This window comes from Nocardia sp. NPDC050406 (genome assembly GCF_044459025.1).
In the GTDB taxonomy this organism is placed as follows: domain Bacteria; phylum Actinomycetota; class Actinomycetes; order Mycobacteriales; family Mycobacteriaceae; genus Nocardia.
Map to the genome: position 1 here is coordinate 1,341,622 of NZ_JBITIM010000001.1, position 22,975 is coordinate 1,364,596.

A 22,975-nucleotide genomic window follows, 5' to 3' on the forward strand; every position below is an offset into this window, starting at 1 on the left:
AGAGTCTAACGGACCGGGGTGGTCCGCCCGCCCACCGACACAGCCGAAATACCGCCCCTACCGGGGTCCGACCGGTCGGTCGCATACGGTACGGCTATGGCCTGGCTACTACTGGTGTTGTCCGGATGCATGGAAACCGCCTGGGCGATCTCACTGGAGCGCTCCGAGGGCTTCAGCAAGCCGGTACCCAGCGTTCTCTTCGCGATCACGCTGGCCCTGAGCATGATCGGCCTCGGACTGGCCCTGCGCGAGATCCCCATCGGCACCGGTTACGCGGTGTGGGTGGGCATCGGCGCGGTCGGCACCGCCCTCATCGGCATGATCTGGCTCGGCGATCCCGCGAATCTGCCGCGCATCGTCTGCCTGGTGCTGATCATCGCCGGTGTGGTCGGGCTGAAGCTGTTCCACTGAGCTTTCTCGCGCAGACCGGCGCGTCGCCGTTTGTGCATGCCCGCCGGGGGTACGTCGCCGGTGACCGGCGTTCGCGGTGTCCGCGAGATTCCGACGCCGGATCGGAGAAAGGCGAGTGAAATGGCGACCTTCAATACCAGCACCGCACGATGGACTCCGGTGCAATTGGCCTCGGTAGCGGTCGGCGCGGTCTTCCTGCTGGTCGGGGTGCTCGGCTTCGTTCCGGGCGTCACCACCGACTACGACGCCCTGCAGTTCGCCGGGCACGAATCCCATGCGGAGCTGCTCGGCATCTTCCAGGTGTCGATTCTGCACAATATCGTTCACCTGATCTTCGGCGTGGCCGGAATAGTCGCGGCCCGCACCGTCGCCGCGTCCCGGTCGTTCCTCATCGGGGGCGGCGTCATCTACCTGGCCCTCTGGATATTCGGACTGGTCATCGACAAGACCGACGACATCAACTTCGTCCCGCTCAATGCCGCCGACGACTGGCTGCACTTCGCGCTGGGTCTCGGCATGATCGCGCTCGGCGTGCTGCTGCCGCGGTTCGCCCCGAACACGGTCACACGCTGATACGCACTGCGCCACAACACGATTCGGCCCCGGCAGTAGCTGCCGGGGCCGAATCACGTACGCGTCGGGTCAGGCGTCGAGTTCGGCCAGGACCTCGTCGGAGACGTCGATATTGGTGTAGACGTTCTGCACGTCGTCGCAGTCCTCGAGCGCGTCGACGAGTTTGAACACCTTGCGCGCCAATTCGGCGTCGGCGGGCACCGACACCGACGGCTGGAAGCCCGATTCGGCGGAGTTGTAGTCGATACCGGCCTCCTGGAGAGCGGAGCGCACCGCCACCAGGTCGCCCGGCTCGGAGATGATCTCGAACTCTTCGCCCAGGTCGTTGACCTCCTCGGCACCGGCGTCGAGCACGGCCATGAGGATGTCGTCCTCGGTCTGGCCGCCCTTCTCCAGGGTGACGACGCCCTTGCGGGAGAACATGTACGACACCGAGCCCGGATCGGCCATATTGCCGCCGTTGCGGGTGACGGCCACGCGCACCTCGCCCGCGGCGCGGTTGCGGTTGTCGGTGAGACATTCGATCAGCAGCGCCACGCCGTTGGGGCCGTAGCCCTCGTACATGATGGTCTGCCAGTCCGCGCCGCCAGCCTCTTCGCCACCGCCGCGCTTGCGGGCGCGTTCGATATTGTCCAGCGGCACCGAGTTCTTGCGGGCCTTCTGGATGGCGTCGTAGAGCGTCGGGTTGCCGTCCGGGTCACCACCGCCGGTACGTGCCGCCACCTCGATGTTCTTGATCAGCTTCGCGAAGAGCTTGCCGCGCTTGCTGTCGAGGGCAGCCTTCTTGTGCTTGGTGGTGGCCCATTTGGAGTGGCCGCTCATTCCCTACTTCCTCTTTTCAGGCGACGTGTTCACTTCTGGTTAAAGACTAACTCCCCGTCCGATTTCGGCACGGGGCCGCACCATGGTGTCCACGAACAGGCGGTGTACGCGCAGATCGCCGGTGACCTCCGGATGGAAGGAGGTCGCCATGACATTGCCCTGGCGTACCGCCACGATACGGCCTCGCGCGGGCCCGTTCGGCACAGTCGCCAGAACCTCCACGCCGTCGCCGACCTTCTCGACCCAGGGTGCGCGGATGAACACCGCACGCACCGGTCCGTCGTCGAGGCCGGTGTAGTCCAGATCGGTTTCGAAAGAGTCCACCTGGCGGCCGAAGGCATTGCGGCGCACGGTCATATCGATGCCGAACAGCGGGCGCATATCGGGGCGGGTGTCGAGCACCTCGGAGGCGAGCAGGATCATGCCCGCGCAGGAGCCGTAGGCGGGCAGGCCGTCGCGCAGGCGCTGGCGCAGGGGTTCGAGGAGATCGAAGACCTCGAGCAGCTTGCTGATGGCGGTGGATTCGCCGCCGGGCAGGATCAGGCCGTCGACCGCGGCGAGCTCGGATGCCCGGCGCACCGGCACCGGCTCCGCGCCGCACGCGGTGAGCGCGTGCATGTGCTCGCGGACGTCACCCTGCAGGGCCAGCACACCAATGGTCGGTTTCACCCCTCGATCCTACGATTCGCGGGTGGTGTGGCCCTGCTCACCCAGGTCGTCAAGATTGCATCAGGACAAGTGTCCATTTCGGTTCGGCGGTCGACACTCGGACCTGTGACTGAGGTGCTACCGCAACCGATGCCCGGTTCCGACCCGGGCGTCCCGAAGACATCCCATGCCGCGAACTCCCTGCCGACCTCGAGCGTGCAGGCGCACCTCGACGGCACGGATTCCGGCCGAGCCGGTGTGACACGGGGCCTCACCGTCTCGACCGGCCTGGCGGGACTGTCGCTCGACGCGATGGCGTCGGTGTCCTACGGGCCCGAGGCGATCGTGCTGGTGCTGGCCGCCGCGGGGGCCGCCGGGCTCGGCTTCACGCTGCCGGTGACCCTGGCCATCGTCGTGCTGCTGGCGGTGCTGATCGCCTCCTACCGGCAGGTCATCGCCGCTTTTCCCGACGGCGGCGGGGCGTACGCCGTCGCGAAGACTCGCCTCGGGCACCGCACCAGCTTGGTCGCGGCCGCCTCGCTCATCGTCGACTACGTGCTCAATGTGGCGGTCTCCCTCGCCGCGGGGGTGGCGGCGCTGACCTCCGCCTTCCCGGGGCTGCTGCCCTACACCGTGGAGATCTGTCTCGTCGTCCTGGTCGGCGTCACCGCGTTGAATTTGTACGGCATTCGGGAGAGCGCCCGTGCCTTCATGATCCCGACCATCGTGTTCGTAGCGGGGATACTCGCGGTGATCGTGGGCGGTCTGGTGCGGTCGGAACCGGCGAGTGTGGCGACCGGCGCGCCGGTCGCCATCGACGCGCACACCATCGGAGTTCTGTTGCTGCTCAAGGCCTTCTCCAGCGGCTGCGCGGCATTGACGGGCGTGGAGGCCATCGCCAACGCCGTGCCGAGCTTCGCCGCCCCGAAGGTGCGGCGCGCCCAGCGGGCGGAGGTGGCCCTGGGTGTGCTGCTGGGTGTCATGCTCATCGGCCTGGCGACGCTCATCGAGAAGTTCGAGGTGCGTCCGATCGAGGGGACGACCGTGCTCTCGCAGCTCACCGAGGCGGCGCTCGGGCACGGAATCGGTTACTACGTGGTGCAATTCGCTACGGTGATCCTGCTGGCGCTGGCCGCCAACACTTCCTATGGCGGGCTGCCGACGCTCACCAAGATTCTCGCCGACGACAATTGCCTGCCGCACCGGTTCGCGGTGGCCTCGCCGCGTCAGGTGTATCGGTTCGGGGTGCTGACCCTCGGCGCGTCGGCGGCGGTGCTGCTGGTGGCGGCGGGCGGCAATATGAACGCGCTGGTGCCGCTGTTCGCCATCGGGGTGTTCGTCGGGTTCACTATCGCGCAGACCGGCATGGTGCGGCACTGGCTGGCGACGCGCGGTGCGGGGTGGCGGTGGCGGATCGCGCTCAATGGCTTCGGTGCGGTGCTGACCTTCGTCGCCGCCATTGTCACGACGGTCATGAAGTTCCACGACGGCGCGTGGCTGATCGTGGTGGTGCTGCCGCTGCTCGTCCTGGCCATGGAGCGAATTCGCAAGACCTACAGCAGAATCGAGGGCTGCCGAGGCGCGGGCTGCGTCCCCGCCGCGCCCACGGCCAGCGGGACCGCGATCGTGGTGCCGGTGTCGGAGGTGTCGGAGCTGAGCCGCGAGGCGCTCTCGGCCGCGCTGTCCCTGGGCACCGACGTAGAGGCCGTACACGTATGCCTGCCCGGCGAGAACATGACCGTATTCACCAAGGAGTGGGAGGCGTGGCATCCGGAGGTGCCGCTGGTGCTGCTCGAGGACAGCGACGCGTCGGTGGGCGGGCCGGTTGCTCGCTATGTGCGCGACAATTTCGCGGGACGGCGAAAAGTGGTGGTGATCGCCGAGGTCGAGCCGCCCGCCGGATGGCATCGGGTGCTGCCCAGCCATCGCAGCGACGAGTTGAAGCGGGTGCTGCGCAGGATGCCGGACACCGTGGTGTGCCACCTGCGCGTGCAGACCGCGTAGCCCCTAGTTGGTGCCGGAGGGGTGCGAACCTCCGTGCGGCTCACGGAGATTGCGGATGAGCCCCTCCTGCACCACGGCGGCGACGAGCTGCCCGTCCTGGTTCCAGATCCGACCGCCGGTGAGCGCGCGACCGAAACCCGCGGACGGCGACTGCTGGTCGTAGAGCAGCCAGTCGTCGGCGCGGAACGGACGCAGGAACCACATGGCGTGGTCCAGGGACGCGTTCTGGGTGGGCTCGTCGGGGTGGTTGACCTTGGAGGAGCCGAGCAGCGTCATATCGCTCATGTAGGCGAGGGTGCAGACGTGGAACAGCGGATCGTCGGGCAACGGATGGCGGTAGCGGAACCACACCTGCTGCTGCGCGGCGAGACCGTCGCGGCGCGACACGCTCTCCTGCGGAATGGTGCGGATATCCCAGTGCTCCCATTCGCGCATGGCCCACAGCCGTTCCGGGCTCATGGAGGTCTTGGCGTCGGGCAGATCGAGCGGCGGTGGGACGGCGGGCATCTCGTCCTGATGGTCCGGGCCCTCGTCGCCGACGTGGAAGGAGGCCGACATGGTGAAGATGGCCTCCCCGTTCTGCACGCCCGTCACGCGGCGGGTGCAGAAGGAGCGGCCGTCGCGAATCCGGTCGACGAGGTACACGGTCGGCTCGACCGGATTGCCCGGGCGCAGAAAGTACCCGTGCAGCGAATGCACCTGGTAGCGCGGATCCACGGTCCGCACGGCCGAGACCAGCGCCTGCCCCGCCACCTGTCCACCGAAGGTGCGCGGCAGCTGCGTCTTGGTGGACGCGCCACGGAAGATGTCACGCTCGATCTGCTCGATCTCGAGGGCCTCTTCGATCGTCGCCATGCCTCACCCTTTCCCGGATTGTCGGGCTCAGGCTAACAACCGGCGAGGTGCGGAAATCACACGGTGCCACCGCACGGGCGTGTTCGATGCCGGGGGTGCGGCGGCTCGTCGCGCGCTCCGCGGCATCGCGCGATGATCGTCGCCACCTCCCTCACGCTCGGTCGACGCGACGCACACGCGCCGTCGATCATGATGGACCTGTGCCCGAGTTCCGCCCTGTCGCCCCCGAAGCCCTACTCGATCTGGTCGCCGCCCGCGCCCAAGACCTGCCCGGCTACGCGGTAACCGCCATCGACGGCGCGGACGCGGCCAACCCTCTCTCCTTCGCCCGCGCGGTCTCCGAACGCCTCCGCACCGCAGGCCGCCCCAGCGACGTCATCTCCCTACACGACTACATCCGCCCCGCCTCCCTACGCCTCGAATACGACCGCGACAGCGAATTCACCTACCGCACAGCCTGGTTCGACTACCCCGCCCTGCAACGCGAAGTGCTCTCGCCCCTTCGTTCCAACGGCCACTATCTCCCCGCCCTCTGGAACGAACACACCGACCGCTCCGCCCGCGCCCCCATCCGCGAGGCCGCCCCGAACACCATCCTCCTGGTCGCGGGCCCCATGCTCCTGGGCAGCGGCCTCGACTTCGACCTCACCGTCCAACTCCAGATGTCCGAACCCGCCCTCCGCCGCCGCACGCCGCCCACCGACCTCTTCACCATCGAGGCCCTCCTCGAACACGGCCGCACCCACACCATCAGCCCCGACATCCTCGTCGCCTGGGACCACCCGGACCGCCCCGCCCTGCGCGAGTAGCCACGCTCGGCACGAGAACGGCCGCACCGTACGCTCATCGCCGCCTACGGCACCGCGGTCCTCATCAAACCCGCGCAGCAGTAGCAGTCACGCGTCCGGTAGAGCCGAATACGCTCCGCCGCACCATATCCCGCAGGGCTTCGGTCGAGCCGTACCGCCCGTCGACGCCCCCAGTCGAATTACACGGTCACGGCCGCTCCTCCACGATCCAGCCCGCGTCGAGGGACTCGTCGCTGTCGTAGACGACGAATTCGCGCTCCACCGAAGCGATGTCCAGGTCGGCCGCGCGGAGGGCAGTCAGGAGCGAGTCGAGGCGGGATTGGGCGGTGGGGGTGCCTACCAAGCGGCAGCGTTGGGTGATGAAGCGTTCGGCGCGGCCGTCGGGGCGGGTGCGGCGGGCGTTGACCGAGACGTGGGCGGAGTGGGGCTCGGCCACGGTGGCGAGGGCGGTCGTGTCGTAGTCCTGTGGGAGGAGGAGTTTTACGTGGTGTTCGAAGTAGTAGTGCTCCCCCAGTGCGCGGGCTCGTTCGTCGCTGTCGGGGACGCCTTCGGTCCAGGGGGTTGCTTCGATTTTGACGCGCACCACCGGGAAACCGTCCACCGCGAATCGGGAGGCGAGTTTGTCCACCGAATCCCGTACCGCCGCATAGGTTCCGGAGCTACGAACGGTCACCATGGGTTGGCCAGGGGTGCGGCCGCGGGCAAGCACGATATGGATGAACTTCAAACCCTGTGCGGCAGCGTAGGTTTCGAAGGCGTCGATGCTGTCGGGGTCGTCGGCGCGGACGGTGAGGTGCGCCTCGAAATCGCCGCGGAACATCGGCTGTGCTGTGGTCACGGGGCCATGTTTCCAGGTAGGCCCCGGACCCGTCGCGTCGATTTCCGGGCGCTACCCGATCAGCTCGGGAACTCGCTGATGCGCGTGTTCTGGAAGGTGGTGAAGAGCCAGGATCCGTTGCCGCGCACCGCCACCCGGGTTTGAACGGACTTCTCCTCCGGCGGCGCGGGGGCCTCCGGGCGACTCGGGCGGGCGGTCACGGTGACCATGACGGCCGTGTCGGGGGTGGGGAAGCGAATGGTCAGGGTGCTGGGCTCCGCCATGCGGGTGCCCTTCATGAAACCGTCGAAGCCCTCCTGCATCACCGGCGCGAGAGCCGCACGCCCCTGGATGAATTCACCGATCACCGAGACGAAATCGGCGTCCTCGGTGAAGGTCGCGGCGAAGGCCGCGCCGTCGCCCGCCGCCCAGGCGTCGGCCTGCGCCCGCAACAGAGCGCGCAGTTCGGCTTCGGCGGTCGCGTTGTCAGTCATGAGGTCACCTTTCCGTGCGGCGCAGGCCGACGTATTCGAAGGATGCGAAGACCGCGACGGCCGCGGCCCCGAGGAACAGAAACGCGCGGCCCCACCCGGTCAGCGGCATCACATCGGTGACCGCGAGGACCACCATGGCCAGCACCGACACCGCGTTGGCGGTCACCACGCCCCACGCCAGCCGCGCCGAGATCACCGCGAGCCGCGCGATGAGCAGCAACGCCGCCGCGCCACCGAGCATGGCGACGCCGATCGGCACCGACCAGTGGCTGGGCACCCCGAGCGGTTCGCGCAACACCGGCCCGAGGGCGAGCATGAACACCCCGAACGCGGCGGTGCTCCACCCGTCCACACGCAGGGCGTTTCGCAGAAAGAGGGAGCCGGTCCCGAGCTCCGGCGGCATCGTCGCTGTCATGCCCTCGACCCTGCCAACCCCGGGTCATGGCCTCAATGACCCCGGAGGTCATGGCCGCCCCCACCCGCGCCGGATAACCTGGCCCGGTGACGCGTTCGGTTCGAGAATCCCCGGTCGGTGCCCTGCTGCGCGAATGGCGACAGCGACGACGGCTGAGCCAACTCGATCTCGCGCTGCACGCCGACACCTCCGCCCGCCACCTGTCCTGCGTCGAGAACGGCAAGGCCCAGCCCAGCCGCGCCATGGTGCTCAAACTGTGCGAGGCCCTGGATGTGCCACTGCGCGAACGCAATACCGTCCTGCTCGCGGGCGGCTTCTCCCCCGAATACCGGGAGAGCAGTCTCGACGACGCCGAGATGGCTTCGGCGCGAGCGGCTTTGGAGACCATGCTCACCGCGCACGAACCGTATCCCGCGGTGGTGGTGGACCGGTACTGGAATGTGATCACCACCAATCGCGCCATGGGCCTGTTCGGCGACGACCTGCCCGAGGCGTTGGCGGACAAGCCGCAGAACGTCTACCGCCTCGCCCTCTACCCCGACAGCCCCACCTCCGACACCTGGCTGGTGAACTACGCCCAGGTACGGGAGTTTCTGCTGGAACGCCTGATGCGCCAGGCACAGTCGACCGGCGACCCGGTGCTGCGCGACCTCTACGACGAGGTCTCCGCATACCCGATGCCGTCCAGAACCGACCCCGACGCCGCCGCCATGCCGCCGAGCCCGTTCACGGTCCCGCTGCGCGTACACACCCCCGTGGGCGAGCTGCGCATCTTCAGCACCATGGTCACCTTCGGCGCGCCCGCCGATGTCACCCTGGCCGAACTCGCCATCGAATTGTTCTATCCCCTGGACGAATTCACCGCGAACGTGCTGCGCGGACTGCCCGCCACCGCGGCCTGAATCAGATCCGGCGGTGCCGCGACGGAAAGGTCTCGGTCGGAAAGTCGTCCGGCGGAATACGACCCGTCCCGGTATCGCGGCTGGGCCAGAACCGGCTGGCATGCTGTCCGCGAATGCGGCTGAGGTCGGGCTCGTCGATCTCGGTGATCCCGACCTGGAGCAAGGTCAACAGCGTGACCATACTGACCGCCACGATGAGCGGCGTGAGCAGCTGCCCCGCCTGCGCGCCCGAGGGCGCCCGAACGTGTTCGGCCACATGGGCGTGCATGGCGAACATGCCGGTGTAGTGCATCCCGCACACCGCGACACCCATGATCAGCGCCGCGCCGACGGTCGCCCAGATGCCCTGCACGTGCAGGGTGAACCAGAGCGCGGCGGTGGCCGCGACGATCGCGATCACTATGGACAACAACACGATCCACGGGTCGTAGCGCACCGCGGCGTCGGTCTTCATGGCGTACATGCCCGAGTAGTGCATGGCGCCCACGCCGAGTCCGGTGATCGCGCCGCCGGTGAGCAGCGCGAACACCTCCGCGCGCTGATGCACCACGATCGAAAGGCCAAGCCAGACAACGCCCATGGCCACCACCGCACTGAAGATGGTGACCGGCACGTCGTAGCGAATGGTGGCGTCGCGCACCGAAAAGCCCAGCATGGCAATGAAATGCATGACCCAGATGCCGGTGCCGCCGAGCGCCACGGCCCCGATGGCCACCCACCCGCCATGCCCGCCCCGAGCTCGAGCCCGCACCATGCACCGCAGTGCCAGCAACGAGCCGGTGATCGACATGAGATAAGCCAGAACCGGAGTGAGCCAGCCATAGGTGAACTGGTCGATTTCCAGCATGCGGACTCCTTGCCAGAAAGAAAACTTCCACTGTTCCACCGGTGGATGCGCCGAACACTAGCGAGAAATCAGCAGGTAGTAAATTTGCCGCAGTACAGTCCGCGTAATTAGCTGAGTTTGCTGGACGGGATGCGCGCTGGTAGCGGGCGTACCACCGAGCCGACCGCAGTTCAGGTTTGCTGTATGCCAGTCTTGACATCCGGCACCCGCCCCGCAAACGAGAACCGCCGGGCGGTCACAGGGACCACCCGGCGGTGCGAGTCGTGGACTCCGCGCTCGTTACCAGCCGCGCTCGGCGAGGCGGTGCGGCTGCGGGATGTCGTCGACATTGATGCCGACCATGGCCTCGCCCAGGCCGCGCGAGACCTTGGCGAGCACATCCGGATCGTCGTAGAAGGTGGTGGCCTTGACGATGGCGGCGGCGCGCTGGGCCGGGTTGCCGGACTTGAAGATGCCGGAGCCGACGAAGACGCCCTCGGCGCCGAGCTGCATCATCATGGCGGCGTCGGCGGGGGTGGCGATACCACCGGCGGTGAAGAGCACCACGGGCAGTTTGCCGGTCTCGGCGACTTCGCGGACCAGTTCGTAGGGGGCCTGGAGCTCCTTGGCGGCGACGTAGAGCTCGTCCTCGGGCAGCGAACTCAGGCGGCGCAGCTCGTCGCGGATCTTGCGCATGTGGGTGGTGGCGTTGGAGACGTCACCGGTGCCCGCCTCGCCCTTGGAGCGGATCATGGCCGCGCCCTCGGTGATACGGCGCAGCGCCTCGCCCAGGTTGGTCGCGCCACAGACGAAGGGCACGGTGAAGTTCCACTTGTCGATGTGGTTGGCGTAGTCGGCCGGGGTGAGCACCTCGGACTCGTCGATGTAGTCGACGCCGAGCGACTGCAGCACCTGGGCCTCGACGAAGTGGCCGATGCGAGCCTTGGCCATGACCGGAATGGAGACGGCCTCGATGATGCCGTCGATCATGTCCGGATCCGACATACGGGATACGCCGCCCTGCGCGCGGATGTCGGCGGGCACGCGCTCGAGCGCCATGACGGCGACGGCACCGGCGTCTTCGGCGATCTTGGCCTGCTCCGGCGTGACGACATCCATGATCACACCGCCCTTCAGCATCTCGGCCATACCGCGCTTCACGCGGGCGGTGCCGATGGAGGGGGTGGTGTCGGACGTGGTCACGGCAAACTCCTGTGTCATCTGGGCCAATCGGATCTCGCTCGGAATCGAACACCCCGATTCTAGGCCCTGGCATCAGACCACTTGATAGCCAGTTCGACACGACTGGACCCTACGGTGCCAGCCAGTTGCGCACGTCACATCGAGTCCGCTATCGCACAGCGATCGGCCGGGCACCACGATCCGATACCGACATCGATTTCGGTGAACCGAGGGGCGCGCGCGGCCGTAGCCCGTTCCATGACCGCTACCGAAGTTCTCGAATCCGCCAGCACCGACTGGATCGCCGCGGCCACGGCCGTGGGCATCACCCTGCGCGACGGCGTCGCCGAGCGCGACCGCGAGGGCGCGATATCCACCGCCGCCTTCGACCTGCTCCGCTCCTCCGGCCTCTCGCGGGCGCTGGTCCCGACCGAATTCGGCGGCGGTGGTGCCAGCCATCGCGAGATGGGCGACATCCTGCGCGCCCTGGGCCGCCACGATTCCTCCACCGCGGTGGCCTTCGCCATGCATTCGCATCTGGTGGCCACCCAGGTGTGGCGGCACAAGCACGGCATGGATGCCAGCGCGGTGTTCGAGAAGGTCTCGGCGGGAGCCATTCTGGTGAGTACCGGGGCCTCGGACTGGGTGGAGTCCAATGGCCGCGCCGAGCGGGTGGCGGGCGGCTACCGGGTGAGCGCGCGCAAGGGCCCGGCCAGCGGGTGCGAGGTGGGCACGGTCGCGGTGACGAGCATCCGCTGGGACGACGCGCCCGAGGGCCCACAGGTGATCCACTGCGCGATTCCCCTGAGCGCGCAGGGAGTTCGGATCGAAAAGACCTGGGACACTCTGGGCCTGCGCGCGAGCGGCTCGCACACCATCGTGTTCGAGGAGGTCTTCGTCCCCGACGCCGCCGTCGCCCTGATTCGCCCGGCCGCGGTGTGGCCGCCGATTCTCAATGTGGTGATCGGCGCTGCGCTGCCTCTGGTGTTGGCCGCCTATCTCGGAATCGCCGACAGCGCGGTCGAATTGGTGGCCGCGAGCCTCGCCGGGCGCGGTGATCCGCACCTCGTGACCTCGGCGGGTGAGATGACCAATGCCTACACCACGGCGGCCGATCTCATCGCCGCCATGTTCACCGATTCGGAGAATCTGGGATTCGCCAATACCGACGTCCACGCCGCGCGCACCCTCAGCCGCAAGACCGTGGCGGCCGACGCGCTCGTCGAGACGGTGCGGCTGGCCATCGAAACCGTTGGCGGCGTGGGTTATTCACGCGGCTGCCCGCTCGAGATGTGGTATCGCGACATCCACGGCTGCCTGTTCCATCCGCTCCCCCGCGCCAAGCAGTTGCGCTTCAGCGGGCATGTCCTGTTGGGAAACGGTCCGCTGGGTTAGCGCTGGCCCGTCAATACCAGTGGTGTTCCTGCCAGAATGCCCAGGCCGCGTTCGGGCTGCCGTAGCGCGCGTTCATATAGTCGTAGGCCCAGCGAATCTGGGTGACGGGATTGAACATCCAATCGGGGCCGTGCGTACTCATCTTGTGCGCGGGCAGGGCCTGCGGCAGCCCATAGGCTCCGCTGGTCGGATTCACGGCGAAGATATTCCAGCCACTTTCACGCGTGATGATGGCATCGAAGGCCGCGTATTGGTCGATCGGCACGATGACCAGCGCGATGGCCTTGGGGGTCATGGTGATCGCCGTGGTGGCCAGACTCAGGCCCGTGCCGAGCAGATTCGCCGCCGATCCGGCGGCCACCGGCGCGGGTTCGGCCTGGCAGGCCGCCCCGCAGTCGGCGTTCGCCACCGGTGCGACGCCGACCGCCAGGGCACTCGCCGCGGCCAGTGCGGCGGCGGCCGTTCCGAGACAACGCATCCCCCGCACGATCGAGTGCGGCATGTGGCTGCTTCCTTTCGCATCGACTCGCCGAATGGGCACAGCGATGGAGCGAGAAAGAGCAAACCACTAGTTATTGGAAATATCGGTAATTTCCCTCGATGCGGCGTGTCCCAATTCCAGGAACGGCCTACCGGTAATTACCCGGCAATCGGTCCTATGACGAACATGGTGGCCCAATATTCGGCGGCCGACGGTCCCATATAGGGCAGTAGGAAGTCGTACAAGATATAGGACAAGAACCATTCACCTCCACACGTGGCGTCCCGCGTCCGCTACGCGGCACGCCGGGTCCGACCCTAGGCGAAGAGTCGGCTCGTGTCACACCCTCGGGCGCGCGAGTATGCGTCCGGCGACCCGTTCGGCGAACTCGACCGGATCGCGATCAGGCGCGATGTTCAGTTGCGTAATACCAAGCGCCGCATACTTTTCCGACTCGGCGAGGAATCCGTCGGGGTCGAGAAGTTCCAGTAGTGCAGGCCGAGATCTCTGCCCTTCCCCTCGCTGACGATCTTCCCGAGCGAGAGGACTCCACATCGGCGCGCGTATCAAGACCGGTCAGCTCAAGCTGTACACGTATCTGCTGGTGGGGACGAGGTCGAGGTCGAGATGGGCACCGAAGTTGATGACGCTGTCCATCATGCGTTTCACACGGCGCTGGAGTTCTTCGTCGTCGCCGCCGGTGTCGTAGAAGGCGTGCGGGCTGGTCATGGCGGCCATGGGGAACAGCTCCTCCACCACGGCGTCTACGCGCTTGCCCGGCGTGACGGGCTCGACGACGGTGTTCTGGACGTAGCCGAAGGTGGCCTGGGTTTCGATGGCCACGGGGGTGTGCAGGTCGTGCCAGCGGTGCAGCCACTCCTCGCGGGTGAGGTCAGTGGGGATGCGCAGCAGGGCGATATTGGCCAGGGCGTCCGCGCGCACGCCGTCCTCGGTGCGGGGCGGAACGATCGGGGTGCGTTCGTCGACGATCCAGCCCTGCACGTCCTCGGCCAGCGAACCCAGTGTGGCGGTGACGGATTCGTGCTGGCCGAGGGTGCGCACCCCGACGATCGCGGCGATGGGCTCGTCGTAGGTGGTGTGGCGCATCTGTGCCGCCGCGACGTCGGCATCGCGCACATTCACCTGAAGCTGGGTCGCCCCGATATCGGCCAGCCGCCGTCGCAATTCCACCGCGTGCAACCGGTCGTCCAGGCCCGCTCCCCACAGGGCGTACATCAGCTTCATCATCGACATCCTCGTCCGGGTCCAGCAGTGACCCGCCCACGGTAATCGCGTGGAATCGCCTGTTCGGGCGGTATGCGGTGTCCGTCCCACCCACTGGACGGGTCAGCCGAGGGAGCCGACCTTCGGCAGGATGCGCTCGGCGACCTGTTCGGTGAAGGCGATCGGATCGCCCGTGGGAATCAGGTCGAACTGCGTGATCCCCAGGGCCGCATACTGTTCCGCCTCGGCGAGGAAGCCGTCGGGGTTGTCGAGCACCGGCCGGGTGTAGAGGACGGTCTTGCGGATGGTGTCGTAGTCGCGCCCTTCGGCGTCGCAGTGCGCGCGCAGCACGTCGAGTTTGTGGGCGACGTCCTCGGGGCTCACCGCGAACAGATTGCAGGCGTCGCCGTGGCGGGCGACGAGCAGCAGCGTCTTGCGTTCGCCGCCGCCCCCGATGAGAACAGGCGGGCGGGGTGTGGTCAATGGCGCTGGCACACAGAGCGTTTCGTCGAGCTGATAGTGCTTGCCGCGGTACGGCCCGTTGTCCGCGCTCCACATCTGGAAGCAGATCTCGAGGGTCTCCTCGAGGCGTTCGAAACGCTCGGCCATCGGTACCACCGGCACCCCGAGCGCCCGCTGTTCGCGTTCGTACCAGGACGCGCCGAGGCCCAGTTGCGCCCGTCCGCCGGAGAGCACATCGAGGGTGGTGATGGTTTTGGCGAGCAGGCCCGGGTACCGGTACATCACCCCGGTGACCAGGACTGCCAATCGCATACGCTCGGTCAGCGCCGCCACGAACCCGAGCGTCGTGTACGCCTCCAGCATCGGTTCGTCATGGGTGCCGTGAATCTCCAGTTGGAAGAAGTGGTCCATGACGGTGAATTCCGCGAATCCGGCCTCCTCGGCGAGCCGTGCCGTCCGGCCGAGCGTCGGCGCGATCCGTTTCGGGTCCGCCGGGGTCGAGAAACTCGTGTAGTGCAGGCTCAGATCCATGGTGCCCTCCTCGGAGACGAACTTAGCCGGAAAGTCCATTGCCCCCACCGTCTTTCTCGCAGATGATCGTTCGGGATGACACATGAACTAGACGAAGCGCGCCGCCTGCTGGCGGACGGCGATGCCGGATCCGCCGTACGTGCCCTGCTCCCCGTCGCCGAGACGGCACCGCTGCACGACATAGTCGAGGTGGTGCGCGCGGCGTCGGTCACGATCGGCTTCGACGATCTGGCCGAGGCCGCCGCGGCGGTGCTCGCGCAGCCCCGAGATCCGGTGGCGCTCTACCACTTCGGGTTGAACTGCACCGAACGCGGTATCGCGTTCCTCGGTGTTCCCGCACTGCGCCAAGCCCTCGAATACGCGCCCGACGCCCCCGCGGTGCTGACCCAACTGGTCTACGCGCTGGAGCGCCAGTACCGGCACGCCGAAGCGGCGGTACTTCTCGCACAACACGATTCGCGACTGGTGCCGTGGCCGCAACGCTATCTACTGGTCTTCAACGCCGTACTGGCCGATATGCTGCCGCTCGCCCGCGAGCACTTCGCCCGGCTGCCCGAACCCGACGACGAGGACTGGGCTCCCGCGTACGACCGACTGCGAAACATCCTGCGGCGCACCGAGACAGCGGCCTCCGTCACCTCACTCGACCATCACGATCTGCGCGGCTGGCACTTCGTGGTGACCGGCGGCTATCTGGCGACCCTGTCGCCCTTCGGTTTCGCCGCCGGGATGACCGGCCGCTGGGCCTACCTGCAGGAGACCTACCCGCAGTGCCGCCGGACCCTGGACCGCCTGGCGCTGATCCTGACCGCCTCCGGACGGCGGCCACGCACCGTCTCCCTGCTACCCGATCGCGACTCGCACATTCTGGGCCTGGCGGTCGCGCGCCTGCTCGACATTCCCGCCGAATCCTTCACTCCCGACGCGACCGACACCCTGGTCGTGGCCTACGACCTGCACGAGGTGGCCGAGGACCTGGAGCCGACGCTGCGCGAGCGCGCCGACGGCCGGGTGGTGTACGAGCACGCCACCTGCTGGGTCGACCCGCCCGCCATCAGCGCGGATATCACCGGCCTGCTGGCGCAATCGGTGGTGACGCCGTGGGATGGCAGCCTGCGGGTGACGCCCGAGCACGAGGTCGAGCAACTGCCAGCGGACGACCGCCCCGCAGCCGAGATCGCCGCCGACATCCTCGCCGCCGACGGCACCGACGACCCGGGTGACGGCGACACTCCGCCCGACCCCGACGAATCGCTCACGGCGTTCGTGACGGCCACCCACGAGGCCTGGCTCACCGGCCCGCGCTTCGCCATTCGCTCCCCCGGCCCCGTCCGCAGCAACTCCTTCGGCTGAGGCGGCACTCAGCGAATGGAGCGGACTTCCGGCTCATGGTCGGCGGCCACCGCGGCGATGGCCTCGGGCAGCAGCTGGTCCAGGTGGTATGGGTAGACCGTCTCACCCATATGGTCGAGGTCGGCGATGTCCTCCGGCGTGCACCACTTGCTGCCGGTGATGGAGCGGCGCTCGATGAAGGTGAGGTTCGCCGGTTCCGGGGTGAAATTGCGGACGCGCAGGGCGAAGAACAGCTCCTCGGAGCGAATGAGTTCGCCATTGAACGGGAACACCGCGACGCGCCGCCACAGCGGGCCGCGCAGCATGGAGGAGTCACCCGGATAGCCGGTCTCCTCGTAGAGTTCGCGAATCGCGGCGGCGCGCAACGTTTCCCCGGGATCGACGCCGCCGCCGATGGTGAACCAGAACGGGACGTCGGGGACCTTGGGGTCATGGCCGCGCAGCAACAGGACGCGATCGTTCTCGTCGAGCAGGACGACGCGGGCGGAGGTGCGAACGGTATCGACCTCCAGGCCCGTGGAGGCGGCGGGGGTGACGCGTTCGGCGATCTCGAAATACGTTGGCAGCGGCGCGGTACCGGCGATGTGCAGCAGCCGGACCAGGCGACGGGTGCGCAGGGCGAGGGTGTCGCGGACGGCGTCGTTGTGGAAGCGCCGCGCGATGAGCACCCGCGCTTCGGCATCGGCGAGTTCGGCCACCAACTGCGGCGGCAGCGTCTCGATGTCCACGGCGGAAAGCGCCGCGGCGAGCTGGTTCTCGACGGTCTCGCGGTCCCGCCAGCTGGTGCGTTCGGCGCGGTCGGCCAGCGCGGCCAGGCGGCGCGCCTGTTCGACGACCTCCGAATCCGCGTGGGGGCGGCCGATGGTCGTGGCCACCGAGCGCGCCACCACCGAGCGCCGGGCCAGCGCCGCGTCCAGCGCGTGTCGGGCCTGGTCGCTGCGCACGTGCAGCCGGTCCAGGCGGTTGGCGGTGGTGTAGGCCCAGACGCCGATGGTGATGACCAGGGCGGCGATGAGCGCGAGGACCAGAATGGTGGTCGCGGAGAAGGTGATCATCCGGCGGTCCGCACCCTGAGGTCGCCGACGGTGACGGTCTCGTAGACGCGCAGGATCTGCTCGGCCACCACCGGCCAATCGTATTCGCCCACCACCTGATTGGCGGTGCGGATGTGCTCCTCGCGCGTGGCGGTATCGGTGAGCATGGTGTCGATGGCCGCGGCGAGCCGAGCCGAATCGCCCACGGGCACCAGCATTCCGGCGGTGCCGTCGCGCAGTACCCGGCGGAAGGCGTCGAGATCGCTGGCCACCACGGCGGTTCCGGCGGCCATGGCCTCCACCAGCACGATGCCGAAGCTCTCGCCGCCGATATTCGGGGCGCAGTACACATCGGCGCTGCGCATGGCCGACGCCTTCTCCGCATCGGTGACCTGGCCGAGGAAGCGCAGATGCCCGGCATTGGCACCGGCCTCGCGGCGCAGGCGCTCCTCGTCGCCGCGGCCCACGATCAGCACCTCGAGGCCGGGATGGCGGCGCACCAGCTCCGGCAGCGCGCCGAGCAGGACGTCCATGCCCTTGCGCGGTTCGTCGTAGCGGCCCAGGAACAGCACCGTGCCACCGGATCTCGGGTAACCGTCCAGCAGCGGGGCGTGCGCGAAGGACGGCACGTCGACACCGTTCGGAATCTCCACGGCGTCACCGCCGAGCGCCTCCACCTGCCAGCGCCGCGCCAGCTCGCTCACCGCGATCCGGCCGCTGATCTTCTCGTGGTACGGCCGCAACACACCCTGAAAAGTACTGAGCACCAAGGATTTCGTGGTCGAGGTGTGGAAGGTCGCGACGATCGGGCCCTCGGCGATCTTGAGCGCCAGCATGGACAGGCTGGGCGCGTTGGGCTCGTGGATGTGCAGCACGTCGAAATCGTTCTCGGCGATCCAGCGCCGGATGCGCGTGTACGCGGTGGGGCCGAAGGACAGTCGCGCCACCGATCCGTTGTAGGGAATCGCCACCGCGCGCCCCGCCGACACCACGAAATCGGGCAGCGGCGTGTCCTCACCGGCCGGGGCGAGCACGCTCACCTTGTGCCCGCGTTCGATCAGTACCTGCGCCAATTCCACGACATGGGACTGCACTCCGCCCGGCACGTCGAACGAATACGGGCAGACCATGCCGATTCTCATAGCGCCGTTTCCCCCTCGTTGCCGACCGCGTCCACGTGCTCGGCTCGTCGCGCCGCCGCGTCGGGCGCACCCTCGGGGCCATGGGCGTAGCCCAATCCGCGCTGCGCCAGCGCGATCCGCTCCAGCCGTTCGGGCGACAGGTCACTCTCCCACAGCGGCTGCAACATGTGCCAGTCCGCGGGGTGGGCGGTGATATTGGCGGCGAATCGGTCCGCCAGCGCCTGGGTCGCCGCGGCCACACCGGCCGAGACGTCGATCGGGGCCTCGGTCTTGAAACCCCAACCCTCCCGGCCGTTCTCGTCGACCTTGAACCAGCAGTGCACGGGAATCAGCGCCGCGCCGGTCTCGATGGCTAGCTTGGCCGCACCGGCGGGCATCCAAGTGCGTTCCCCGAAGAACTCCACCGGCACGCCCTTTCCGGTGAGGTCGCGCTCGCCCATCAGGCATACGACCTTGTTGTGCCGCAAGCGATCCGCCAGCTGCGGGAAGGGCGGCTGCTCGCCGCCGCTGAGCGGGAACACCTCGAAGCCGAGGCTCTCGCGGTAGGCGACGAAGCGCTCGAACAGCGACTCCGGCTTCAAACGTTCGGCGACCGTGGAGAATTGGCCGTGGTTCTGCACCAGCCACACCCCGGCCATATCCCAGTTGCCCGAATGCGGCAGCACCAGCACGACGCCGCGACCGGCGGCCATGGCGGCGTTCAGATGCTCGAGCCCGTCGACCGCCAACTGACCCGAGCGGACCATTTCCGCATGGTCCATGGAGGGCAGCCGGAACGCCTCGCGCCAGTAGCGGGCGTAGGAGCGCATACTGTCGCGCACCAGCTCGTCGGGCACCGCCTCGGGTGTCGTGCCGAGGACGCGAGCCAGGTTGCGCCGCAACTGATTCGGCTGTCCCGCGCGCGCCTTGCGGTTGGCCTTGCGCGAGGCCGCGTCGGCTCCGGCGTCGAACATTCGGCGTGCCGTCGCCTCGGGCAGCGCGCGCACCAGCCGCCACCCGGCCGCGTAGGCCTTGTCGGTCAGCGCGGAGGTGAGATCGGGGATGTTCACCGCTGTGGTTCCTCCGGAGCCTTCGCCGCGGGGGCGATGATCTCGCGCGCACCAGGCGAATTGCGCACCGCCAGCACCCGCTGGAAGACGGTGATGATGCTCAGCACCGCCAGGATGTACATGGCGGCGTACACCGCGTAGGACAGCCATTCGATACCGAAATGTCCACCGATACCGGTGAATCCGGCGCCGACGAGCACGATGATGAGCCGGTCGGGGCGTTCGATGAGTCCGCCGTCGGCCGAGAGTCCGCTGGCCTCCGCGCGCGCCTTGGCGTAGGAGATGACCTGCGAGGTCACCAGCACCACCAGTGTCGCCACGAACAGGTGCTTGCTGTGCTCGGTGTAGACCGCCCACCACGCGAGCCCGGCGAAGATGGCGCCGTCGGCCACCCGGTCACAGGTGGCGTCCAGCACCGCACCGTATTTCGTGCCGCCGCCGCGGGCGCGCGCCATGGCCCCGTCGAGCATGTCGAACATGACGAACAGCCAGATCACCATGGTTCCCCAGAACAGGTGATCGGACGGGAAGAGGGTGACCGCGGCGGCGATCGACGCGGTCGTGCCGATGAGCGTCATCGCATCCGGTGTGAGCCCGGTGCTCACCAAAGCCTTGCCCAGGGGCGCGGTCGCTTTGGCGAACGTTTCGCGCCCGAAGAAGCTCAGCACGCTAGTCGGTGTCCTTCCATGCCTCCGCCAACAACGCCCGAGTTTCCCGCAGCAGCTGCGGCATGACCTTCACCCCGCCGACGACGGTGATGAAATTCGCGTCCCCGCTCCAGCGCGGGACGATGTGCTGATGCAGGTGGTCGGCGAGCGAACCGCCCGCCACGCCACCGAGATTCAGGCCCACATTGAAGCCCTCCGGCCGCGAGACCTGCTTCATGACCCGAATGGCCTGCTGGGTGAAGGCCATCAGTTCGGCGCTCTCCTCCGGGGTCAGGTCCTCCAGGTTGGCCACCCGGCGGTACGGGACCACCATCATGTGGCCGGGGTTGTACGGGTAGAGGTTCAGCACCGCGTAGACCCAGGTGCCGCGCGCGATGACCAGGCCGTCCTCATCGGTCATCTCCGGGATGTCGGTGAAGGGATGGCCGGACTTCGCGGGCGCGGCCTCGCGGGCCTCGCGGTCGGCGGCCGCGCCGGTGATGTAGGACATGCGATACGGCGTCCACAGCCGCTGCAACCGGTCCGGGTCCCCCGCGCCGCGATCGACAATGGTCTCTCGCGGTGCCGAATTCTCTTGCCCGACAGTCTCATCGAGACCATCGGGCGCCGTACGTTCGCTCATGCACCCGCCGATCGGATTTCGAAGCCCTCCGCGGTCGGAGAGCTGTTCTCGCGGCGCTGGACCCAGTCCACGACGGTGGCCACCGCATCGGCCACCGGCACGCCGTTGACCTGGGTGCCGTCGCGGAAGCGGAAGCTCACCGCGCCCGCCTCCACATCGCGCGCGCCCGCGAGCAGCATGAAGGGCACCTTCTGCGCGGTGTGGTTGAAGATCTTCTTCTGCATGCGGTCGTCGGAACGGTCCAGCTCGGCGCGAACACCCTGCGCCGCAAGCTCTTCCACCACACCCGCGAGGTGCTCGGCGAAGTTCTCGGCGACCGGGATGCCGACCACCTGCACCGGCGACAGCCAGGCCGGGAACGCGCCCGCGTAGTGCTCGGTGAGCACGCCGAAGAAGCGCTCGATGGAGCCGAACAGCGCGCGGTGGATCATGACCGGGCGATGCTTGGCGCCGTCCGCGCCGGTGTACTCCAGCTCGAAGCGCTCGGGCAGGTTGAAGTCCAGCTGAATGGTGGACATCTGCCAGGTGCGGCCCAGCGCGTCCTTGGCCTGCACGGAGATCTTCGGGCCGTAGAAGGCCGCGCCGCCCGGATCCGGGACGAGCTCGAGACCGGAGTCGGTGGCCACCTTGCGCAGGGTCTCGGTGGCCTCTTCCCACAGCTCGTCGGAGCCGACGAACTTCTTCGGGTCCTTGGTGGAGAGTTCCAGGTAGAAGTCGTCGAGGCCGTAGTCGCGCAGCAGGCTCAGCACGAATTGCAGCGTGGAGGTGAGCTCCGCGTGCATCTGCTCCTTGGTGCAGTAGATGTGCGCGTCGTCCTGGGTCATACCGCGCACCCGGGTCAGGCCGTGGATGACGCCCGACTTCTCGTAGCGGTACACCGAGCCGAACTCGAACATGCGCAGCGGCAGTTCGCGGTAGGACCGGCCGCGCGAGCGGAAGATCAGGTTGTGCATCGGGCAGTTCATCGGCTTGACGTAGTAGTCCTGGCCGGGCTTGCGCACGGTGCCGTCCTCGTTGAGTTCGGCGTCGAGGTGCATGGCCGGGAACATGCCGTCGCGGTACCAGTCCAGGTGGCCGGAGACCTCGAAGAGGTGGCCCTTGGTGATGTGCGGGGTGTTGACGAACTCGTAGCCCGCGGCGATGTGGCGACGGCGCGAGTAGTCCTCGAGCTCCTTGCGCACGATGCCGCCCTTGGGGTGGAACACCGGCAGGCCCGAGCCCAGCTCGTCCGGGAAGGAGAACAGGTCCAGTTCCAGGCCCAGCTTGCGGTGATCGCGCTTCTCGGCCTCCTCGAGCAGGCGCAGGTACTCGTCCTGGGCCTCCTGCGACTCCCAGGCGGTGCCGTACACGCGCTGCAGGTCCTCGCGGCTCTGGTCACCGCGCCAGTAGGCGGCGGAGCTGCGGGTCAGCTTGAAGGCCGGAATGTATTTGGTGGTGGGGATGTGCGGGCCACGGCACAGATCGCCCCACACCCGCTCGCCCGAGCGGGGGTCCAGGTTGTCGTAGATGGTCAGCTCTTTGCCGCCGACCTCCATGACCTCCGGATCGTCGATACCGGACTTGTCGGAGATGAGCTCCAGCTTGAACGGCTCCTTGGCCAGTTCGACGCGGGCGTCCTCGACCTCGACCACCCGGCGCGAAAACCGCTGCGCGCCTTTGATGATCTTCTTCATGCGCGATTCGAGCTTGGTGAGATCCTCCGGGGTGAACGGGCGGTCCACCTGGAAGTCGTAGTAGAAGCCGTCCTTGATGGGCGGGCCGATGCCCAGCTTGGCCTCCGGGAATTCCTGCTGCACGGCCTGTGCCAGCACGTGCGCGGCCGAGTGCCGGATCACGCTGCGGCCGTCCTCGGAGTCGGCGGTGACGGCCTCGACCTCGACATCGGTCTCGGGGGTCCACGCCAGATCCTTGAGGTTGCCCTCGGCATCGCGCACCACGATGACGGCATTGGGGCCCTTGCTCGGCAGCTCGGCCTCCCGCACCGCCGCGCCCGCCGTAGTCCCGGCAGGCACCCGGACGAGGGCGGCTGGGGTCTGCGGACTCGAGGTGGTCACGGCTGTGCACTCCTTGGCTGTGTTGTCGGCGGGTATACCCCGCCGTGCTGTGGTCATGACCGGCCGCGCCCGTGTCGGTTCACGAACGCATTCCTCCGGCGCGACCATGCTATCGGGAGGGCATGGCCCCCGCGCCGCCCGACCCGGCCCGGCGGTCTGTCGGCATTGTCCGCGGCCTCCGCCGGGGCGGTCGCGGCGTGAC

General features: G+C 68.0%; 24 protein-coding genes. 7 read left to right on the forward strand and 17 right to left on the reverse strand.

All coding sequences use genetic code 11. From position 1 onward, the window contains the following. The first annotated feature begins 96 nt into the window (after positions 1-96). Positions 97-411 (forward strand): DMT family transporter, encoded by a 315-nt coding sequence (locus ACIBH2_RS06360; protein ID WP_397114094.1) that lies wholly within the window; start codon positions 97-99, stop codon positions 409-411. Between the two features lie 120 nt (positions 412-531). After that, positions 532-984, forward strand: a complete 453-nt coding sequence (locus tag ACIBH2_RS06365; protein WP_397114096.1) for a DUF4383 domain-containing protein — start codon at positions 532-534, stop codon at positions 982-984. A 69-nt stretch (positions 985-1,053) separates the two neighbouring features. Here ACIBH2_RS06365 and ACIBH2_RS06370 read toward each other — a convergent pair whose 3' ends face one another. Continuing rightward, entirely contained in the window at positions 1,054-1,806 is a 753-nt protein-coding gene (locus ACIBH2_RS06370; RefSeq protein WP_397114098.1) for a YebC/PmpR family DNA-binding transcriptional regulator, read from the reverse strand. A 39-nt stretch (positions 1,807-1,845) separates the two neighbouring features. Continuing rightward, positions 1,846-2,475, reverse strand: coding sequence for a pyridoxal 5'-phosphate synthase glutaminase subunit PdxT (gene pdxT / locus ACIBH2_RS06375; protein ID WP_397114100.1), 630 nt, complete (start codon positions 2,473-2,475; stop codon positions 1,846-1,848). Between the two features lie 291 nt (positions 2,476-2,766). On the opposite strand from pdxT, the gene ACIBH2_RS06380 reads away from it, so the two are divergent. Further along, positions 2,767-4,458 carry an APC family permease gene (locus ACIBH2_RS06380; protein WP_397116844.1) on the forward strand — a complete coding sequence of 564 codons (1,692 nt, stop codon included), beginning with the start codon at positions 2,767-2,769 and terminating at the stop codon, positions 4,456-4,458. Between the two features lie 3 nt (positions 4,459-4,461). On the opposite strand, the gene ACIBH2_RS06385 is transcribed toward ACIBH2_RS06380, so the two are convergent. Beyond that, a complete protein-coding gene (locus tag ACIBH2_RS06385; RefSeq protein ID WP_397114102.1) occupies positions 4,462-5,313 on the reverse strand; it encodes an acyl-CoA thioesterase in 852 nt (283 codons plus the stop codon). A 200-nt stretch (positions 5,314-5,513) separates the two neighbouring features. Here ACIBH2_RS06385 and ACIBH2_RS06390 point away from each other — a divergent pair, with 200 nt between their 5' ends. Beyond that, positions 5,514-6,122 carry a hypothetical protein gene (locus ACIBH2_RS06390; protein WP_397114104.1) on the forward strand — a complete coding sequence of 203 codons (609 nt, stop codon included), beginning with the start codon at positions 5,514-5,516 and terminating at the stop codon, positions 6,120-6,122. Between the two features lie 187 nt (positions 6,123-6,309). Here ACIBH2_RS06390 and ACIBH2_RS06395 read toward each other — a convergent pair whose 3' ends face one another. The 3 genes from ACIBH2_RS06395 to ACIBH2_RS06405 are packed head-to-tail and all read right to left on the reverse strand — an operon-like array spanning position 6,310 to position 7,848. Further along, positions 6,310-6,960 carry a hypothetical protein gene (locus ACIBH2_RS06395; protein ID WP_397114106.1) on the reverse strand — a complete coding sequence of 217 codons (651 nt, stop codon included), beginning with the start codon at positions 6,958-6,960 and terminating at the stop codon, positions 6,310-6,312. Positions 6,961-7,019: 59 nt separating this feature from the next. Continuing rightward, positions 7,020-7,433, reverse strand: coding sequence for an SgcJ/EcaC family oxidoreductase (locus ACIBH2_RS06400; RefSeq protein WP_397114108.1), 414 nt, complete (start codon positions 7,431-7,433; stop codon positions 7,020-7,022). 4 nt (positions 7,434-7,437) lie between these two features. Next, entirely contained in the window at positions 7,438-7,848 is a 411-nt protein-coding gene (locus ACIBH2_RS06405) for a hypothetical protein (protein ID WP_397114110.1), read from the reverse strand. Between the two features lie 86 nt (positions 7,849-7,934). Between ACIBH2_RS06405 and ACIBH2_RS06410 the strand changes: the two genes are divergently transcribed. Beyond that, a complete protein-coding gene (locus ACIBH2_RS06410; protein WP_397114112.1) occupies positions 7,935-8,750 on the forward strand; it encodes a helix-turn-helix domain-containing protein in 816 nt (271 codons plus the stop codon). A gap of 1 nt (position 8,751) precedes the next feature. Here ACIBH2_RS06410 and ACIBH2_RS06415 read toward each other — a convergent pair whose 3' ends face one another. Both ACIBH2_RS06415 and pdxS read right to left on the reverse strand, forming a co-directional pair. After that, positions 8,752-9,597 carry an MHYT domain-containing protein gene (locus ACIBH2_RS06415; protein WP_397114114.1) on the reverse strand — a complete coding sequence of 282 codons (846 nt, stop codon included), beginning with the start codon at positions 9,595-9,597 and terminating at the stop codon, positions 8,752-8,754. A 279-nt stretch (positions 9,598-9,876) separates the two neighbouring features. Continuing rightward, positions 9,877-10,779, reverse strand: a complete 903-nt coding sequence (pdxS, locus tag ACIBH2_RS06420) for a pyridoxal 5'-phosphate synthase lyase subunit PdxS (protein ID WP_397114116.1) — start codon at positions 10,777-10,779, stop codon at positions 9,877-9,879. A gap of 237 nt (positions 10,780-11,016) precedes the next feature. Here pdxS and ACIBH2_RS06425 point away from each other — a divergent pair, with 237 nt between their 5' ends. Next, on the forward strand, positions 11,017-12,153 hold the full coding sequence (locus tag ACIBH2_RS06425; RefSeq protein ID WP_397114118.1) for an acyl-CoA dehydrogenase family protein: 1,137 nt from the start codon (positions 11,017-11,019) through the stop codon (positions 12,151-12,153). 10 nt (positions 12,154-12,163) lie between these two features. On the opposite strand, the gene ACIBH2_RS06430 is transcribed toward ACIBH2_RS06425, so the two are convergent. The 3 genes from ACIBH2_RS06430 to ACIBH2_RS06440 all read right to left on the reverse strand — a co-directional run bounded on the left by ACIBH2_RS06430 (position 12,164) and on the right by ACIBH2_RS06440 (position 14,851). Then, entirely contained in the window at positions 12,164-12,655 is a 492-nt protein-coding gene (locus ACIBH2_RS06430; protein ID WP_397114120.1) for a transglycosylase SLT domain-containing protein, read from the reverse strand. Positions 12,656-13,210: 555 nt separating this feature from the next. Next, the gene (locus tag ACIBH2_RS06435) at positions 13,211-13,882 is read right to left on the reverse strand and encodes a hypothetical protein (protein ID WP_397114122.1); all 672 of its coding nucleotides are present in this window, start codon (positions 13,880-13,882) and stop codon (positions 13,211-13,213) included. A 99-nt stretch (positions 13,883-13,981) separates the two neighbouring features. Further along, positions 13,982-14,851, reverse strand: a complete 870-nt coding sequence (locus tag ACIBH2_RS06440) for an LLM class F420-dependent oxidoreductase (protein ID WP_397116846.1) — start codon at positions 14,849-14,851, stop codon at positions 13,982-13,984. 75 nt (positions 14,852-14,926) lie between these two features. On the opposite strand from ACIBH2_RS06440, the gene ACIBH2_RS06445 reads away from it, so the two are divergent. Then, entirely contained in the window at positions 14,927-16,204 is a 1,278-nt protein-coding gene (locus ACIBH2_RS06445; RefSeq protein WP_397114124.1) for a hypothetical protein, read from the forward strand. An 8-nt stretch (positions 16,205-16,212) separates the two neighbouring features. Here ACIBH2_RS06445 and ACIBH2_RS06450 read toward each other — a convergent pair whose 3' ends face one another. From ACIBH2_RS06450 to thrS, 6 genes are read right to left on the reverse strand one after another with little or no spacing between them, the layout of a single operon-like run. Continuing rightward, positions 16,213-17,256 carry an NUDIX domain-containing protein gene (locus ACIBH2_RS06450; RefSeq protein ID WP_397116848.1) on the reverse strand — a complete coding sequence of 348 codons (1,044 nt, stop codon included), beginning with the start codon at positions 17,254-17,256 and terminating at the stop codon, positions 16,213-16,215. After that, positions 17,256-18,380, reverse strand: coding sequence for a glycosyltransferase family 4 protein (locus ACIBH2_RS06455; RefSeq protein ID WP_397114126.1), 1,125 nt, complete (start codon positions 18,378-18,380; stop codon positions 17,256-17,258). Before ACIBH2_RS06455 ends, ACIBH2_RS06450 begins: the two co-directional genes overlap by 1 nt. After that, positions 18,377-19,429, reverse strand: coding sequence for a phosphatidylinositol mannoside acyltransferase (locus ACIBH2_RS06460; protein WP_397114128.1), 1,053 nt, complete (start codon positions 19,427-19,429; stop codon positions 18,377-18,379). The genes ACIBH2_RS06455 and ACIBH2_RS06460 overlap by 4 nt, the downstream gene beginning before the upstream one ends. Continuing rightward, positions 19,426-20,097 carry a phosphatidylinositol phosphate synthase gene (pgsA, locus tag ACIBH2_RS06465; RefSeq protein ID WP_397114130.1) on the reverse strand — a complete coding sequence of 224 codons (672 nt, stop codon included), beginning with the start codon at positions 20,095-20,097 and terminating at the stop codon, positions 19,426-19,428. Before pgsA ends, ACIBH2_RS06460 begins: the two co-directional genes overlap by 4 nt. Before the next feature lies 1 nt (position 20,098). Then, a complete protein-coding gene (locus ACIBH2_RS06470; protein ID WP_397114133.1) occupies positions 20,099-20,719 on the reverse strand; it encodes an HIT family protein in 621 nt (206 codons plus the stop codon). Then, complete coding sequence (thrS, locus tag ACIBH2_RS06475) at positions 20,716-22,773, reverse strand: threonine--tRNA ligase (protein WP_397114135.1); 2,058 nt, start codon at positions 22,771-22,773, stop codon at positions 20,716-20,718. The genes ACIBH2_RS06470 and thrS overlap by 4 nt, the downstream gene beginning before the upstream one ends. Positions 22,774-22,975: the final 202 nt, after the last annotated feature.

Excerpts from the sequence above, each read along its gene's own strand:
- ACIBH2_RS06425 (WP_397114118.1), top strand. The coding sequence starts at position 11,017 with ATGACCGCTACCGAAGTTCTCGAATCCGCCAGCACCGACTGGATCGCC.
- ACIBH2_RS06400 (WP_397114108.1), bottom strand. The coding sequence starts at position 7,433 with ATGACTGACAACGCGACCGCCGAAGCCGAACTGCGCGCTCTGTTGCGG.
- ACIBH2_RS06445 (WP_397114124.1), top strand. The coding sequence starts at position 14,927 with ATGACACATGAACTAGACGAAGCGCGCCGCCTGCTGGCGGACGGCGAT.
- ACIBH2_RS06430 (WP_397114120.1), bottom strand. The coding sequence starts at position 12,655 with ATGCCGCACTCGATCGTGCGGGGGATGCGTTGTCTCGGAACGGCCGCC.
- ACIBH2_RS06385 (WP_397114102.1), bottom strand. The coding sequence starts at position 5,313 with ATGGCGACGATCGAAGAGGCCCTCGAGATCGAGCAGATCGAGCGTGAC.
- ACIBH2_RS06405 (WP_397114110.1), bottom strand. The coding sequence starts at position 7,848 with ATGACAGCGACGATGCCGCCGGAGCTCGGGACCGGCTCCCTCTTTCTG.
- ACIBH2_RS06415 (WP_397114114.1), bottom strand. The coding sequence starts at position 9,597 with ATGCTGGAAATCGACCAGTTCACCTATGGCTGGCTCACTCCGGTTCTG.
- ACIBH2_RS06435 (WP_397114122.1), bottom strand. The coding sequence starts at position 13,882 with ATGATGAAGCTGATGTACGCCCTGTGGGGAGCGGGCCTGGACGACCGG.
- ACIBH2_RS06360 (WP_397114094.1), top strand. The coding sequence starts at position 97 with ATGGCCTGGCTACTACTGGTGTTGTCCGGATGCATGGAAACCGCCTGG.
- ACIBH2_RS06370 (WP_397114098.1), bottom strand. The coding sequence starts at position 1,806 with ATGAGCGGCCACTCCAAATGGGCCACCACCAAGCACAAGAAGGCTGCC.
- ACIBH2_RS06440 (WP_397116846.1), bottom strand. The coding sequence starts at position 14,851 with ATGGATCTGAGCCTGCACTACACGAGTTTCTCGACCCCGGCGGACCCG.
- ACIBH2_RS06365 (WP_397114096.1), top strand. The coding sequence starts at position 532 with ATGGCGACCTTCAATACCAGCACCGCACGATGGACTCCGGTGCAATTG.
- ACIBH2_RS06380 (WP_397116844.1), top strand. The coding sequence starts at position 2,767 with ATGGCGTCGGTGTCCTACGGGCCCGAGGCGATCGTGCTGGTGCTGGCC.
- ACIBH2_RS06455 (WP_397114126.1), bottom strand. The coding sequence starts at position 18,380 with ATGAGAATCGGCATGGTCTGCCCGTATTCGTTCGACGTGCCGGGCGGA.
- ACIBH2_RS06470 (WP_397114133.1), bottom strand. The coding sequence starts at position 20,719 with ATGAGCGAACGTACGGCGCCCGATGGTCTCGATGAGACTGTCGGGCAA.